Source organism: Tateyamaria sp. (assembly GCF_059783535.1).
Genome location: NZ_JBYNDP010000099.1, coordinates 1 through 13,977, shown reverse-complemented (window position 1 = coordinate 13,977; position 13,977 = coordinate 1). Strand labels below are relative to the sequence as shown.

At 59.6% G+C, this 13,977-nt stretch carries 15 protein-coding genes and 1 pseudogene; 9 read left to right on the top strand and 7 right to left on the bottom strand.

Features of this window, described 5'->3' with window-relative positions; translation table 11 throughout:
- A partial coding sequence (locus tag AC6RA8_RS16530; RefSeq protein ID WP_500354056.1) for a 2Fe-2S iron-sulfur cluster-binding protein occupies positions 1-635 on the bottom strand: 635 nt, incomplete at its 3' end.
- A 150-nt stretch (positions 636-785) separates the two neighbouring features.
- On the opposite strand from AC6RA8_RS16530, the gene AC6RA8_RS16525 reads away from it, so the two are divergent.
- The 4 genes from AC6RA8_RS16525 to AC6RA8_RS16510 all read left to right on the top strand — a co-directional run bounded on the left by AC6RA8_RS16525 (position 786) and on the right by AC6RA8_RS16510 (position 4,268).
- Complete coding sequence (locus AC6RA8_RS16525) at positions 786-1,829, top strand: AbrB family transcriptional regulator (protein ID WP_500354054.1); 1,044 nt, start codon at positions 786-788, stop codon at positions 1,827-1,829.
- Positions 1,830-1,929: 100 nt separating this feature from the next.
- On the top strand, positions 1,930-2,583 hold the full coding sequence (locus tag AC6RA8_RS16520; protein WP_500354052.1) for a histidine phosphatase family protein: 654 nt from the start codon (positions 1,930-1,932) through the stop codon (positions 2,581-2,583).
- 24 nt (positions 2,584-2,607) lie between these two features.
- Complete coding sequence (locus AC6RA8_RS16515; RefSeq protein WP_500354050.1) at positions 2,608-3,219, top strand: glutathione S-transferase family protein; 612 nt, start codon at positions 2,608-2,610, stop codon at positions 3,217-3,219.
- Complete coding sequence (locus tag AC6RA8_RS16510; protein WP_500354048.1) at positions 3,216-4,268, top strand: saccharopine dehydrogenase; 1,053 nt, start codon at positions 3,216-3,218, stop codon at positions 4,266-4,268. The genes AC6RA8_RS16515 and AC6RA8_RS16510 overlap by 4 nt, the downstream gene beginning before the upstream one ends.
- Before the next feature lie 46 nt (positions 4,269-4,314).
- Here AC6RA8_RS16510 and AC6RA8_RS16505 read toward each other — a convergent pair whose 3' ends face one another.
- Entirely contained in the window at positions 4,315-4,641 is a 327-nt protein-coding gene (locus AC6RA8_RS16505) for a DUF3775 domain-containing protein (protein WP_500354047.1), read from the bottom strand.
- Between the two features lie 283 nt (positions 4,642-4,924).
- Between AC6RA8_RS16505 and AC6RA8_RS16500 the strand changes: the two genes are divergently transcribed.
- Positions 4,925-5,383 carry a DUF2267 domain-containing protein gene (locus AC6RA8_RS16500; protein WP_500354045.1) on the top strand — a complete coding sequence of 153 codons (459 nt, stop codon included), beginning with the start codon at positions 4,925-4,927 and terminating at the stop codon, positions 5,381-5,383.
- A gap of 118 nt (positions 5,384-5,501) precedes the next feature.
- Here AC6RA8_RS16500 and AC6RA8_RS16495 read toward each other — a convergent pair whose 3' ends face one another.
- The 5 genes from AC6RA8_RS16495 to AC6RA8_RS16475 are packed head-to-tail and all read right to left on the bottom strand — an operon-like array spanning position 5,502 to position 10,110.
- Positions 5,502-6,230, bottom strand: coding sequence for an SDR family NAD(P)-dependent oxidoreductase (locus AC6RA8_RS16495; protein ID WP_500354060.1), 729 nt, complete (start codon positions 6,228-6,230; stop codon positions 5,502-5,504).
- Positions 6,231-6,235: 5 nt separating this feature from the next.
- Positions 6,236-6,817: a DUF3833 family protein gene (locus tag AC6RA8_RS16490; RefSeq protein WP_500354043.1), complete on the bottom strand. Its 582-nt coding sequence runs from the start codon at positions 6,815-6,817 to the stop codon at positions 6,236-6,238.
- A gap of 1 nt (position 6,818) precedes the next feature.
- Positions 6,819-8,054, bottom strand: coding sequence for an MFS transporter (locus tag AC6RA8_RS16485; RefSeq protein WP_500354041.1), 1,236 nt, complete (start codon positions 8,052-8,054; stop codon positions 6,819-6,821).
- On the bottom strand, positions 8,051-8,812 hold the full coding sequence (locus tag AC6RA8_RS16480) for a DUF1365 domain-containing protein (protein WP_500354039.1): 762 nt from the start codon (positions 8,810-8,812) through the stop codon (positions 8,051-8,053). Before AC6RA8_RS16480 ends, AC6RA8_RS16485 begins: the two co-directional genes overlap by 4 nt.
- On the bottom strand, positions 8,809-10,110 hold the full coding sequence (locus AC6RA8_RS16475) for an NAD(P)/FAD-dependent oxidoreductase (RefSeq protein WP_500354038.1): 1,302 nt from the start codon (positions 10,108-10,110) through the stop codon (positions 8,809-8,811). The genes AC6RA8_RS16480 and AC6RA8_RS16475 overlap by 4 nt, the downstream gene beginning before the upstream one ends.
- 206 nt (positions 10,111-10,316) lie before the next feature.
- On the opposite strand from AC6RA8_RS16475, the gene AC6RA8_RS16470 reads away from it, so the two are divergent.
- The 4 genes and pseudogenes from AC6RA8_RS16470 to AC6RA8_RS16455 form a co-directional block, all read left to right on the top strand.
- The gene (locus AC6RA8_RS16470) at positions 10,317-10,865 is read left to right on the top strand and encodes a sigma-70 family RNA polymerase sigma factor (RefSeq protein WP_500354058.1); all 549 of its coding nucleotides are present in this window, start codon (positions 10,317-10,319) and stop codon (positions 10,863-10,865) included.
- 5 nt (positions 10,866-10,870) lie between these two features.
- On the top strand, positions 10,871-11,527 hold the full coding sequence (locus tag AC6RA8_RS16465) for a ChrR family anti-sigma-E factor (protein WP_500354036.1): 657 nt from the start codon (positions 10,871-10,873) through the stop codon (positions 11,525-11,527).
- Between the two features lie 121 nt (positions 11,528-11,648).
- On the top strand, positions 11,649-13,463 hold the full coding sequence (mutL, locus tag AC6RA8_RS16460) for a DNA mismatch repair endonuclease MutL (RefSeq protein ID WP_500354034.1): 1,815 nt from the start codon (positions 11,649-11,651) through the stop codon (positions 13,461-13,463).
- Positions 13,460-13,977 (top strand): annotated as a pseudogene (locus tag AC6RA8_RS16455) (DNA recombination protein RmuC); the annotation flags it as partial. The gene mutL and the pseudogene AC6RA8_RS16455, both read left to right, overlap by 4 nt.

Sequence of the window (13,977 nt, the reverse complement as noted above, 5' to 3'; positions counted from 1 at the left end):
GACGGCATCAGCGCGCCGGTCGGGCAAGCTTGCACACACTCACCGCAGGCCACGCAGGTCGACTCGCCCATCGGATCGGCAAAGTCGAAGGTCGGATAAGCATCATGCCCACGCCCTGCCATGCCGATCACGTCATTCACCTGAATCTCACGGCAGGCCCGGACACAAAGGCCGCATTGAATGCAGGCATCCAGGTTCACCGACATCGCCACGTGACTGTCGTCAAGCAGTGGAATGCGCCCTTCTTCCAACCTTGGAAAGCGGCTTTCGGACACGCCATTCATCTCGGCCATGTCCCAAAGATGCGCCGACTTGTCATGCGCCACATCACGCTCGGGCTGGTCGGCCACAAGCATCTCAACCACCATCTTGCGCGCTGACTCGGCCCGCGCCGAATTGGTGGTCACCACCATCCCCTCGGACGGCTCGCGAATGCACGAGGCGGCAAGCACCCGCTCACCCTCGATCTCAACCATACAGGCACGACAGTTCCCATCCGGACGATAGCCGGGCGCAGGCTTGTGACACAGATGCGGGATGACCAGATCACGACCATTGGCCACTTCCCAAATGGTCATGCCAGCCTCAGCCTGCACTTCCTGCCCATCCAGTGTGAATGTCACCTTGTCCGTCATCGCGCACATCTCCCTGCCGTCAGATCTTATGTAGCGCTCAAGTAAGGCGCATAGGACTCCCATTCCCGACACCAAGCCCCGGTTTTGCGCCACGCAGGTTTCCGATCCGCAACCATTGCCCATCCCCGGCAACACGGGTAGCGATTGCGCATGCTTTCCAGACCGTCTCCCGACAGCTTGCGCGTTACAATCCAAACCCTGATCGTCGGCTGGATGGGTGCCGCGCTGGCAGAATGGCTCGGCGCGCCCATCGCTGTACTGACAGGCCCCGCGCTTGTCGTCAGCCTTGCCGCTCTCGCCGGACTGCGGACGGGCATCGACGACACCGTGCGCAACCTTGTCTTCCTGCTGGTCGGCGTCAGCATTGGTAGTGGTGTGGACAGCAATGCCACAGATGCCATGCTGCGCTGGCCGCTGGCCTTCGCCGTACTTGGACTGATGCTTTGGGCGACACTCTGGCTCTGCGGACGGTTACTACAACATGGCTTTGGGCTGGACCGCAGCAGCGCTTACCTTGCATCCGCCCCCGGGCATCTGAGTTTTGTCGTCGGGTTGTCGACAGGGCTGAACCTCGACACCACGCGCATCGTCGTGATCCAATCAGTTCGGCTGCTTGCTCTCACGCTCACAGTCCCTGCCATAGCACTCGCTTTCGGCTATGAAATGACCGGACAAGTGTTGCCACCCGGTCCACCTATGGCTTGGTTGCACCTTGTCATACTGTTGGCCGCTGGCCTTACCCTCGGGTTCATTCTTGACAAGACCGGCCTGCCTGCACCCCTCCTGATCGGCGGCATGATCGCCTCCAGCCTCGGCCATGCGGCAGAGGTGACACCGGGCGTCATGGCCCCATGGCTCAGCTATCTGGGGCTGATGACTGTGGGCACCCTGATCGGCGCCCGATTCAACGGCATCACGCGAAGGGCGTTGGCAACGTCTCTGCTGGCCGGGCTCACCATCACAACACTAACGGTCCTCATGGCTCTGGCCGCCGCATTGCCTGTGGCCTACGCGCTCGGTTTCGACCCGACACACGTGCTTATCGCCTTTGCCCCCGGTGGGTTGGAAACGATGATTGCCATGGGTGTCGTGCTGGGTGCAAATCCGGGCTTCGTTGCCGCCGCGCACGTCTCCCGCCTGTTGTTCCTGACCATCTTGCTGCCCGCCTTCGTAGGACGCCTCAAACGCGCTTAATCCCTCTTCATTTCGCAAAATATACCGCCGCCGGAGGCTCCCACACTTTCCACATACGCATCGCTCACCTAGAACGAAGTGAAATACTCAACAGGCACACATGTCCCACATTACCCTGATCCGCCACGGCCAAGCCAACACCCACGCCAAGGACGAGGCCAGCTACGACCAGCTGTCTGACCTCGGCCACCAACAGGCGGCGTGGCTGGGCGATCATATGCGTGCCACGCATCAGCACCATACAAGGCTCTACACCGGCACGTTGCGGCGGCATCGCGAGACCGCGAACGGAATGGACACGGGGATGAAAGCCACTGAAGATCCACGCCTGAACGAGCTGGAATACTTCACGATGGCGCAAGCGCTGGAAGCCGAACACGGCATTCCCATCCCGGCAGCACCCTCTGAATTCGTGCACCACTTTCCCAAGGTTCTTTCCCACTGGCAGAACGATAAGCTTGAAAATGTACCGGAACGGTTTTCCGACTTTGAGACGCGGATCAAGGATGCCTTGACCGAGATTGGCGAGGGCGACGGACCAGCACTCGTTGTTACGTCCGGGGGGCTGATCGCCATGACGATGCGGCTGCATCTGGGGCTTGAGGTTTCGGCCATGGCAAACGTTGCCCTCGCGATCATGAACACCTCGATGCACCGGTTGCACCCCATCGGCGGCGCATGGTCGCCCGTCATGTTCAACGCCGTGCCACACCTCGAACACCCCGATCGCCATCATGCGCAAACGCATGTCTAACGCACCAGCTCCGAGGAACCGCTCATGAAACTCTACTACGCAACCGGCACCATATCGATTGCCGTCGCCATCGCACTGGAAGAGGCGGGGCTTGCCTATGACACCCACCAACTCGACTTTGCCGCCGGTGATCAACAATCGCCCGACTATGCCAAGGTCAATCCGAAGGGGCGTGTTCCAGCCCTTGAAGTAGACGGTACGGTACTGACGGAAACAGGTGCGATCCTCGACTATATTGCGGCCCAAGCCCCTGTCCTTTTGCCGGCAAATCCCATCGACGCGGCGAAAGCGCGCAGCGTGATGTACTACCTTGCCTCAACCATGCATGTGAACCACGCCCACAAGATGCGCGGCCACCGCTGGGCCGATCATGAATCCAGCTGGCAGGATATGACGGCAAAAGTGCCAGAAACGATGACGGCCTCCGCCCAGTTTGTCGAAGACGAGTGCCTCACGGGTCCGTTCATACTTGGCGACCAGGTCACAATTGCGGACGCTTACCTGTTCATGGTGTGCTCATGGCTGCCAGGTGACGATGTTGACCTCGCGCCTTTCCCGAAAATCCGCGCGTTCATAGACGCGATGGCCGCACGCGACAGCGTTAAAACCATCCATGCCAAGGGCATGATGCGATGACACATCTTTGGGTTCGGGCTGAACAACGAGAGAATGAAGATCGGGTTGGACTGACCCCCGAAGGTGCGGCCAAGCTGATAGCTGCAGGTATCACCGTCACCGTTGAGGACAGCCAAACCCGCTGCATCCCAACCGACCGCTACGCCAATGTCGGTGCCACTATCGCGGCCGGGAATACATGGCCCACAGCGCCCGCAGATGCGATCGTCTTTGGCCTCAAGGAGTTGGCTGATGATGGCACACCTCTGCCGCACAAGCACATCATGTTCGGTCATGCCTACAAGGGACAGCCCGCAGGCCAAATCCTACTACAACGGTTCAAGGCGGGTGGCGGCACTCTCTACGACCTTGAGTACCTCGTGGACGAGGCTGGAAAACGCGTCGCCGCTTTCGGATATTGGGCAGGTTATGCAGGTGCTGCAGTTGCGCTCAAGTGCTGGGTCGCACAACAAAAGGGCCAGTTGGCGGGACCGGTCAAACCCTACCCAAGCTCAAACCACCTTCTGGCCGAATTGCAGTCTGATCTGGTCACCACTGGCACGCACCGCCCCACCGCACTGATCATTGGCGCCTTGGGTCGCGTCGGTACCGGCGCAGCGGACCTGTGCACGGTCATGGGCGTACCCACGACCCGCTGGGACATGGCCGAAACCGCACATGGCGGTCCTTTTCCCGAGGTGCTCGCACATGACATCTTCTTCAACTGCATACTTGCACGCCCAGGCACACCCGTTTTTGTCCCCGCGGGGACACCGCACGCCGCGCGCAAGCTCAGCGTAATCGGGGACATTGCCTGCGACCCGGACAGCGACTTTTCTCCGATCAAAGTCTACGACCATACGACGACTTGGGCCGCACCCGCGCTGCGCGTTCACGACGCACCACCGCTTGACGTGACCGCAATCGACAACCTTCCATCGATGCTGCCGGTGGAAAGCAGTGAGGACTACGCGGATCAATTGCTGCCAAGTCTACTCTCACTTGGCACACTCGAAGCGGGCGTATGGGGGCGTGCCAAAGCAACATTCGACACGGCAACGGGGCGCTGACAAAGGCGCAGCGCCTCACACCAAACAGACCCGCCTGCCATACGGCTTACCTACCCAGCAGCGATTCCTCATCTTCGCCCAATGGCAAGCCCAGTGCTTCCATCCCAGCCTCCAGATGGTCTGGAAAGTGCGGCGTGCCCAGCAGGTAGTCGACACAGGGCGTTGTCGCCTCGGCCTCGGCGGTGGCAACGGCTTCTGCCCAATCATCAGGCTCGAACGCGCCTCGCCCAATCCACATGACTGCCACGAGCTCAGCTTGCTCATCCGTGTCCAGACGATCAATCAGGCCGCGCAGTTCACCTTCCGCACGTTCCACATCGCGGCCCATCAGGACCACTTGTGCGATGATGGCGCGTTCAATCTCAAGATTCATGGTTCAAACCTCCTGAGCTCATCCTGCTCAGTCCGCAAACCTGCCGCCTTGATCCGTATCAATTGGTAGTTCGGCAAGTATACTGACATTGCCAATTTCCCCTACGAACGAGCGATCAGCTAACGCGGAGGGGTACGGGGCAGAGGGTAACACAGACCCGACATCGGTGACAGGCGAAACACCGCGCCCAAATTGGAGAGTGCGAACACCCCGAATCTCGACAGTAGCTGCAGAAGGCGCGATGATGTTGAGCGTTGAATGATAGCGCGCAAGGATCATTTTCATGCCAATGCCCTGGACGTACAGGCACGCAACAAGGGAATGGCGCGCATTTCTCGAAGATGTCAAAGACAAGATGAACCTCGCGTCTGACAACAACGCTTACACCGCGGTCGACGGCGTTTTTCAAACGTTCAGACGTCGATTGACTGCCCAGCAGGGCTTGGACTTTGCCAGTGTACTTCCGTCAGTTTTGCGCGCCATGTTCGTGCACAACTGGGATGTTACGACACCACCTGTTCCATTCGCGGAGCGCGATGTCTTGACCGCGGAAGTCATTGCTTTGCGGCGTCATCATAATTTGACGCCGGAAAACGCAATCGAAGCAACGGCCTGGGCGGTCTGGCGTTGCACTAATCACAGAGAGCTTGAGCGCGTCCTTTCAAACCTGCCGGAGCCGGCGCGGGAATTCTGGCATGTGGAGACTGACAATCCGTCTGAAATCGACCAGCGCATCGTTTGACAGCTAAAAATGAAATGGTGGTTTTGCCACCTTGGGCTGCACCTGCAATTCTTTGCATGGATCAACGATCTGGCTGAAGAGCCGAAGCGATCTGACGTTTGATGCTACGTGCCCGGTGTTAGGAAAAAATCCGATAGTACAGCCAGTCTGGCAAAAACTGTGAGCCGCGGAACAGCAAGGAAAAGAAGGTCGGAAAGCTCTTCTTGAAATTGTCCGTCAGCATAAGCTCGAACATCTCGCGTGCGGCGGCCTCGGGCTCCATGATGAACGGCATGTTAAAATCGTTCTTGTCAGTTAGCTGTGTCTTGATAAAACCGGGGTTGGCCACCTGAACACGCACCCCCGTGCCGCGCAGGTCAGCATACATGCATTCAGCGAGAGACATCGTCGCCGCCTTTGACGCGGTATAGCCAATCGATCCTGGCAACCCACGAAAACCGGTCAAAGATGACGTGATGACAATGTGGCCTGCGTCCCTTTTCACGAAACTTGGTACCACCTGTCCCAGTACCCGCATGAAGCCGGTAAAGTTCACATCCGCCATCGCAACCGCCTGTTCGGCGTTCCATTCCTTGGCCGAAAAGGGCCAATAGACGCCCGCCAAAAGCACCAGCCCGTCGATCTCTCCCACAGCCTCCGCTGCCTTTTTGACGCTATCATCATCGGCAATGTCGACTGCCTGATATGACGACTTACCGGGCAGCTCCTCGACCAGTTCCTTCAACTTGTCTTCACCACGGGACGACACGATCACTTCGACCCCAGCGCGGCTCATGCAATGGGCCAGCGCGCGGCCCAAACCGTCGCCTGCACCCACCAGCCAGTAGCGTTTGCCACTGAGGGACATGTCGTTCATGCTGCTTCTTTCATCTCTTGATTGGCAGGGCGCATGGTCGCCACCAACTCGGCCACCTTGATCCCATATTTTCGGAACTGAGACCGATTCACGATGGTGCCGTTGGGCGCGAGGTACATCCAATCGACGGTATCCAGCACATGCCCGCCTGATTCATCCGGCAGGCGGAACTTGTATTTCAGCTGGACAGAGCTGCCCGTCTGCTGCCCTGTGCCATCGCCCACGACGTCGTCTGCGCGTGCTACGATATTGCCGTCATTGCCGATGGTCAGTCGCCAGGCGCGGGTCTGGGTCGATCCGTCATCATACGTGAACACTTCGTCCATCACGCCCGAGTTGCCTTCCCACTTGCAATCAAATTCACCAACAAATCGGGATGACACGCGCCCTGTGGGGCCAAAAATCACGCCTTCGCAAATGATGGGTCCGTTAAGATGCGTTCGGACATCAAATTGAGGCCCGTTACCGTTGGCATAATCATCGGGACTTTGGGCTAGAAAGTCGGCATAGCGGGATCGGGTCCAGCCGCACATTACCACGACCACAGCGCCCAAAAGCGCGAAGATCAAAGCGTCCATGTCAGGTCTCCTTCAGGTCAGTCGTAGCGAGCAACGCGATCGCTACGACCTTGAGGCCACAAGGCACAGCCGCGTATAGCAGCGTGAGAAGCGTCAGAGCTTCGGGCGGGTGAGTGGCCGCTGCGCTGTCAAACCCGGCCCGCTCAAGCGCGGGCAGCAGGGTGACGGCAGCAAATGCCAGGGTGAATTTCGAAACAAAGGACCAAAGGCCAAACCCTTCGGCAGCTGAAGGGCTGATGCGGGCCATGCGCGTGGCAAACACGGCTGGCAGCACAGTCAGATCCGCACCCAGCGTAGCCCCCGACAGCGCACAGATGATCGCGAAAGCAATCCAGTCACCGGATCCCAAAGTGACCGCCCACCCGAAGGCAAGAATGGCCAACACCATCGCGCTCAGCAAAACCGGCTTCGGCCCAAAACGCTCGGCCAGACGGCCCCAGATGGGCGCGGCGATGGCGGCACATAGAAAGAACAGCAGCAACAACGGCCCTTCGAACCCTGGCGCGTCCAACCGGCTTTCGACAAAAAACAGGAAAAGTGTGGAACTGACCGCAACAGGGGCGGCGTTGACCAAAGCGATCAAGAGCAACTTCCGTGCCAGCGCATCGCCCAGGACAGCCTTGAAGCCTACCGATGGAGGCAAGCCATCACTCGCCCATTCGCCGCGCATCATCACGATGGCCGCCAGAGCCAGCACGGCGAACCCAACGGCAAAGCCAGCAAAGGGAGCGCCTATGAACCCACCCAGCATGACCGGCATTATGGCCGCTACGCAAACGCCCAGCAGCGCGCCAGTTTCGCGCCAGCGCGCAAGCATCAAGTGGCCTTGCCCAGGCAAGCGGTCCGCCTTGACCACACCTTGGGCGTAGAAATTGATGGTCAGGAAACTGAAGGCCGAAAAAACACCGGTCAGCATTAGCGCGAACCAGAGTAGCGGCGGCAGAAGTGGCGGTACGGCAAAAAGGCCCAACATCGACAGCGCCATGACGGTGCACCCGATCAGCACGGCGACACCGCGCCGGGACCGCAATGCCTCGGACAACCTTCCGAACAACGGGTCCTGAACCACGTCCAGCAAACGCAACCCGAACAACACGGCGCCCAGCGCCGCCAGCGACACACCGTATTCGTCCACATAGAACTTGGGCGCGTGAATATAGATCGGCAGCCCGGCCGCACTCAGCAAAGCAGCAAAAACCGCGTATGCCGGAAGTCGTTGAGGCTGCGCATTGCTCACCGTGACACCTCCTCGGACGGCGGTACCGGACGGGCGCGATAGGTTGCGCGCTTCCACCACAGCTTCAGCGCCTGCCAGTGGATCAGGGCCAACACGCGGCGCGATCCGAACGGACGGCGCAGGGCAGCGCGCAAAATTGCACGGTTGGTGAGGGCACAGCGACGTCCCGTGAGTGTGGCAATCAGCCCGCCCTCACCGTCTCGGGAATAGTCGATCCAGACCCCAATCCGGTCGTCCCGAATATCAAAACGAAACTCGTACCCGCCTTCGATGGGTTGGAAGGGCGAAACATGGAAAATCTTGCTGGCGCGTAGGCGATCCTCGGGCGCAATGGGACGCAGGTCGGCATGGTTCATGAGGTAACTATGCCGGTCGCCGAAAGTGTTTGTCACCTCGGCAATGACGGCGATCATATGATCGTCTTCGCGACGACACAGCCAGAAACTGACCGGGTTGAACACGTGGCCCAACACCTTGGGCTGCGCCAAAAGCTCGATCTTAGTCACACCTGTGACCTGATGGGCCTGCAGCACCTCGCGCACCCAGGGCGCACCCCGTCCGGCCTGAGGCGCGCCACCGTGATCCTTGTCATCAAGCGCCATGAGTCCACGCCGATTGCGCCCGAACAGGCGGGGCACCCGCAGCTCAGCCTCGGCATCCAGCAGCATGTAGTCCACACTATAGCGGAAGGCATTTTCAATACCCCCCTTGCGCCCATGAAAGGTCACGCCTGCGATATGATCGACAGTGGCCGTCATTCCGCAGCCACCTGCATCTGCGGCGCGCGCAGCAAAGCGCCGGCCACATCCAGACCGGCGGTCAGTCCGTCCTCATGGAACCCGTGGCGCATCCAGGCGCCGCAGTACCACGTATTGTTGGCCCCGTTCATCGCCCGCACCTGCTCCTGTGCGGCAAGTGCCGCCAGATCATAGACCGGGTGGCGCAAAACGGTCTGATCGTAAATCAACTCGTCGCGGATCGTACGCTTGGTGTTGAGCGTCACGAAGTGCATGTCGTCCATGGGAATGGATTGCAGCGAGTTGATCCAATACGTCAGATCGATGCGATCCGATGTGGCGTTCTTGTCCTCAGTATAGACCCAGCTGGACCAGACCTGTGGATTTTCAGGCATGATCGCCGCATCGCAGTGCAGCACAACGTCATTGGGCTGATACTTGACCGCCCCAAGGCTCGCCTTCTCCTCAGCCGTTGGATCAGCCAATAGCGAGAGGCTGTCATCGGAATGGGTGGCAAACACTACTTCGTCGAACATCTCCCACTCGCCACCCCAGGCCTTGACCTGCGCGCCACCTGCTGTGCGGCGCACGGATTGAACAGGGGCGCCAAGCCGGATGTCGACACCATTGCCCAGCATGGCAGCTTCGATGCGACGCACATACTCGACCGATCCACCGTTGACAGTGTACCATTGGTGCTGGCCGGTATGATGCAGCAGCGCATGGTTTTCAAAAAACTGGATCATCGCATGGGCCGGGAAATCCATGATCTTTTCTACCGGTGTGGACCAGATCGCACCGCTAAGTGGCAACAAGTAGTAATCGCGAAACCAATCCCCGGTTCCCATGACGTCAAGGAACTGGGCAATGGTGCGTGTTCGATCCTCGTTCGCGACCCGCAAAGCATTCTTGTTGAAGCGCAGGATATCGCGGAACATGCCGAGGAACTTAGGGTTCAGCGCATTACGCCGCTGCGCGAACACTGCATCTAGGCTGGCCAAGCCATATTCAAGCCGACCACCGTCGATAGATGCGCCGAAGCTCATGTTGGATTTGACAACCGGCACATCCAGTTCATCAAACAATCGCGCCATGTTCGGATAGTTCGCATAGTTGAAAACCAGAAAACCTGTGTCGACAGGCTGATCACCCCGCTTACCAGCCATGATTGTACGTGCATGGCCGCCCAGACGGGGCTCTGCCTCGAACAGGGTCACGTTGTGATCGGACGCCAGCGTATGTGCTGCCCCCATCCCTGAAATCCCGCCTCCAATCACGGCAATGCGTTTCGGTGCGGTCATGGCGTGTTCAAATGGCATAAGTCGTTCTTGTCCCGTACGTCCCAAGGTTTGATTGGTTTACGGAGGGATGACGCAAACGGATGTAGAAAAACCAGACATTTATTTTTGATCCGACGCGCCTTCTGTCGCGTAGACGGGATATGTTTGCGGGTTTAGACACGTCTGAAACAGATGCGCAGTCCGTCGTCGGAGGTTTTCCGAGGGCGGTGACGGGACCGGCACTCATGCAAGAGAGCGACAGAAAACGGATGCAGTGGGTCGACCACATGGTCCGGATTCGTGACGATAGGGATCAGGCGGCCTTTGCTGCGCTGTTTGCCCACTTTGCCCCGCGGGTCAAAGGGTTCCTTATGAAGTCGGGCGCGGATGCGTCGCTTGCAGAAGAATGCGCGCAAGAGGTCATGGCGACCTGCTGGCACAAAGCGCACATGTTTGACCCCGCGCGGGCATCGGTGGCGACCTGGATCTTCACCATCGCGCGGAACCGAAAGATTGACGTGCTGCGAAAGCAGCGCCGCCCCGAACCCGAAGATCTGGGTTGGGGACCCGAAGAAGAACCTGACCAGGCCGATGTCATGGCCCTGCAGCAGGAAAGTGAACAGTTGGGTCAGGCAATCGCGGAATTGCCGACAGCCCAACGAGAGTTGATACAGAAGGCGTATTTCGGGGACCTGTCCCACAGTGAAATCGCCGCTCAAACCGGTCTGCCCCTGGGCACGATCAAATCGAGGATTAGGTTGGCGTTGGAAAGACTACGCCATGCGATGAAGTGACGGATATGGAACAAAAGATCACACATCACCTGACGGACGAGATCCTGATGGGCTATGCAGCCGGGACGCTGCCAGAAGCATTCAACCTGATGGTTGCGACGCATGTATCGCTTTGCGATGAATGCCGCGCCCGGGTCGAAAGCTACGACGCGGTCGGTGGGGCTGTTCTGGAACAGGCCCCCGGAAATGACGTGTCACTGAGACCTGGCAGCTTCGAAGCCACGATGGCACTGATCGCTGGTGGTGCGCCGGACGAAATACGTACCCGACATCCGAAAGACATGGTGTTGCCAAAGCCGTTGCAAGACTATGTCGGCGGCGGCATCGACAGCATTAAATGGCGTGCGGTCGGCATGGGTGTAAAACAAGCCATCCTGCCGACGTCCAAGGACGCGTCGGCGCGTCTTCTCTACATACCCGCTGGCGCAGCCATGCCCGATCATGGTCACCACGGGATCGAGATGACAATGGTTCTGCAAGGCGCCTTTCAGGACGAAGATGACTATTTCGCGCGCGGGGATGTAGAGGTCGCGGACAGTGACCTGCATCACACGCCTGTGGCGGATATCCACGAAGATTGCATTTGCCTGGCCGTCACGGACGCACCATTGCGCTTCCAGGGCCTGCTTCCAAAGATTGCCCAACGTTTCGCACGGATCTGACCGTGTAAGGCGGAGGTCTCCTCCGCCTATTCTGCGCGCTCAGCCCCTTTCGTAAGGCGGACGTGTCGTCCGCCAAAACGGCCATGGTCGAATCGCGGGGTCGCATGCTAAGTTTTGTGGCATGAACACCCACACCCCCAATATACGTCCCGTAATAAGGCAATTGGACGATGCAGCGATCAACCGTATCGCGGCGGGTGAAGTGGTGGAACGGCCAGCCTCAGCGGTCAAGGAACTGGTCGAAAACGCCATCGATGCCGGGGCCAAACGGATCTCTGTCGACATTGCAGACGGCGGCAAGACACTGATCCGGGTAACCGACGATGGCTGCGGTATCTCGGCCAAGGATCTGCCGCTGGCGCTCAGCCGCCATGCGACATCCAAGATCGATGGCAGCGACCTGCTCAATATCCATACCTTTGGCTTCCGAGGTGAGGCGCTGCCCAGCCTCGGCGCCGTCGGCAGGCTGAGTATCACAAGCCGGGTCCCGGGCGAGGGTGCAGCCGAGATCAGTGTCGCCGGTGGGACCGCCAGCGCTGTCAAACCTGCAGCACTGAATGCAGGCACTGTGATCACTCTGCGTGATCTCTTCTACGCCACGCCCGCGCGCCTGAAATTCCTGCGTACCGACCGGGCCGAGGCGCAAGCGATCACCGATGTCATCAAGCGCCTCGCCATGGCCGAACCCTTTGTGCGGTTCGAGCTGCGTGATGTGTCGAGCAATCCACGCACCGTCTTCAAGGTCGAGGCGCAGAGCGGTGATGTCATGGCTGCACTCAAGGGGCGTTTGCGGGACACCCTCGGCCAGGATTTCACCGACAACGCGATCCCAATTGATACAGAACGCGAAGGCCTGCATCTAACAGGTTATGCTGCCCTGCCGACCTACTCACGCGGCGCGGCGGTGACCCAATTCCTCTATGTGAACGGGCGCCCTGTGAAGGACAAACTGCTGACCGGCGCGTTGCGGGCGGCCTATTTCGATTTCCTGAGCCGCGACCGGCACCCGGCGGCCGCCTTGTTCATCGACTGCGATCCGCAGCTTGTGGACGTCAACGTGCATCCGGCGAAGTCCGAGGTGCGGTTCCGTGATCCAGGCGTCGCACGCGGTTTGATCGTGTCCGGCCTGCGTCACGCGTTGGCAAATGCAGGGCATCGCGCCTCAACCACGGTGGCAGGGGCAACGCTCGGGGCCATGCGGCCGGAACCGGCCGAGCCGCGCGTCTACCAGATGGACCGGCCCAGCCTCGGGCCACGCGCGCCCATCGAAACCGGCTTTGCCGAGATGGCGCAGGATTACAGCGCGCAGTTGGTCGACCCTGCACCAATGCCCACGCCAGAGGCTGATCCAACTGACCTTCCCCTTGGCGTCGCACGCGGGCAAGTGCACGAGAACTATATCGTGGCACAGACCGCGACCGGCATGGTGATCGTCGACCAGCACGCCGCCCATGAACGTCTGGTCTATGAAAAGCTGAAGACCCAGATGGCCGACAACGGCGTTGCCGCGCAGGCCTTGCTGATCCCCGAAATCGTGAGCCTGTCATCCGGCGACTGCGCGCGCCTCTTGGAAATTGCGGATGATTTGGCACGCTTCGGCCTGGGTATCGAAGCCTTTGGTGGGGATGCAATCGCCGTACGTGAAACGCCCGCCATCCTTGGCGAAGTCGATGCCAAGGCCATGATCCATGACATCCTGGATGAACTCGCGGACCTCGGATCATCACAATCCGTTCAGGCAAAAGTCGAGGCGATCCTGTCTCGCGTTGCCTGCCATGGGTCGATCCGGTCGGGCCGCCGCATGCGGGCCGAGGAAATGAACGCCTTGCTGCGCGAAATGGAAGCGACACCGCATTCCGGCCAGTGCAATCACGGACGGCCCACATATGTAGAGTTGAAGCTGGCCGATATTGAACGGCTGTTTGGGCGCACATGATCCAGATTGGAGATACGACATTGGACACCAGCGATCCGCTGGTGATGATGGCCCTGATCGGGGCCGCCATCCTGCTGGTGATCATGATCCTTCTGATCATGGCGTTGCGGGCTGCGGGCCGGTCTGCTCGTGCCACAGCGCCGCTCGCCCAGCAAATGGGCCATCTCGGCCAGCATGTGCAGGGGTTGGCGCAGGGTCAGGAAGGCATGCGCGCGTCGATCCAGACCGTGTCTGACACGGCCACCAACGGGCAGGCGCAATTGGCACAAACCGTCGAACAACGGTTGAGCGCGGTGCAGCAGCAGATGCAGGAACGGCTTGCCGACAACGCGATGCGCAGCCAGCGCGCGCTGACCGAGATGCAGGAACGCATGAAGGAATCCCTGCACGGCTCGTCCAAGCAGACCACCACCAGCCTGACGCAATTGCAGGAACGCCTCGCCGCAATCGACAAGGCGCAGGACAATATCACCAAGCTGTCGGGCGATGTGCTCAGCCTGCAGGACATCCTGTC

Coding starts and splice junctions, on each gene's coding strand:
- AC6RA8_RS16525 (WP_500354054.1), top strand. CDS start 786: ATGCTTTCCAGACCGTCTCCCGACAGCTTGCGCGTTACAATCCAAACC.
- AC6RA8_RS16520 (WP_500354052.1), top strand. CDS start 1,930: ATGTCCCACATTACCCTGATCCGCCACGGCCAAGCCAACACCCACGCC.
- AC6RA8_RS16515 (WP_500354050.1), top strand. CDS start 2,608: ATGAAACTCTACTACGCAACCGGCACCATATCGATTGCCGTCGCCATC.
- AC6RA8_RS16510 (WP_500354048.1), top strand. CDS start 3,216: ATGACACATCTTTGGGTTCGGGCTGAACAACGAGAGAATGAAGATCGG.
- AC6RA8_RS16505 (WP_500354047.1), bottom strand. CDS start 4,641: ATGAATCTTGAGATTGAACGCGCCATCATCGCACAAGTGGTCCTGATG.
- AC6RA8_RS16500 (WP_500354045.1), top strand. CDS start 4,925: ATGCCAATGCCCTGGACGTACAGGCACGCAACAAGGGAATGGCGCGCA.
- AC6RA8_RS16495 (WP_500354060.1), bottom strand. CDS start 6,230: ATGTCCCTCAGTGGCAAACGCTACTGGCTGGTGGGTGCAGGCGACGGT.
- AC6RA8_RS16490 (WP_500354043.1), bottom strand. CDS start 6,817: ATGGACGCTTTGATCTTCGCGCTTTTGGGCGCTGTGGTCGTGGTAATG.
- AC6RA8_RS16480 (WP_500354039.1), bottom strand. CDS start 8,812: ATGACGGCCACTGTCGATCATATCGCAGGCGTGACCTTTCATGGGCGC.
- AC6RA8_RS16475 (WP_500354038.1), bottom strand. CDS start 10,110: ATGCCATTTGAACACGCCATGACCGCACCGAAACGCATTGCCGTGATT.
- AC6RA8_RS16470 (WP_500354058.1), top strand. CDS start 10,317: ATGCAAGAGAGCGACAGAAAACGGATGCAGTGGGTCGACCACATGGTC.
- AC6RA8_RS16465 (WP_500354036.1), top strand. CDS start 10,871: ATGGAACAAAAGATCACACATCACCTGACGGACGAGATCCTGATGGGC.
- mutL (WP_500354034.1), top strand. CDS start 11,649: ATGAACACCCACACCCCCAATATACGTCCCGTAATAAGGCAATTGGAC.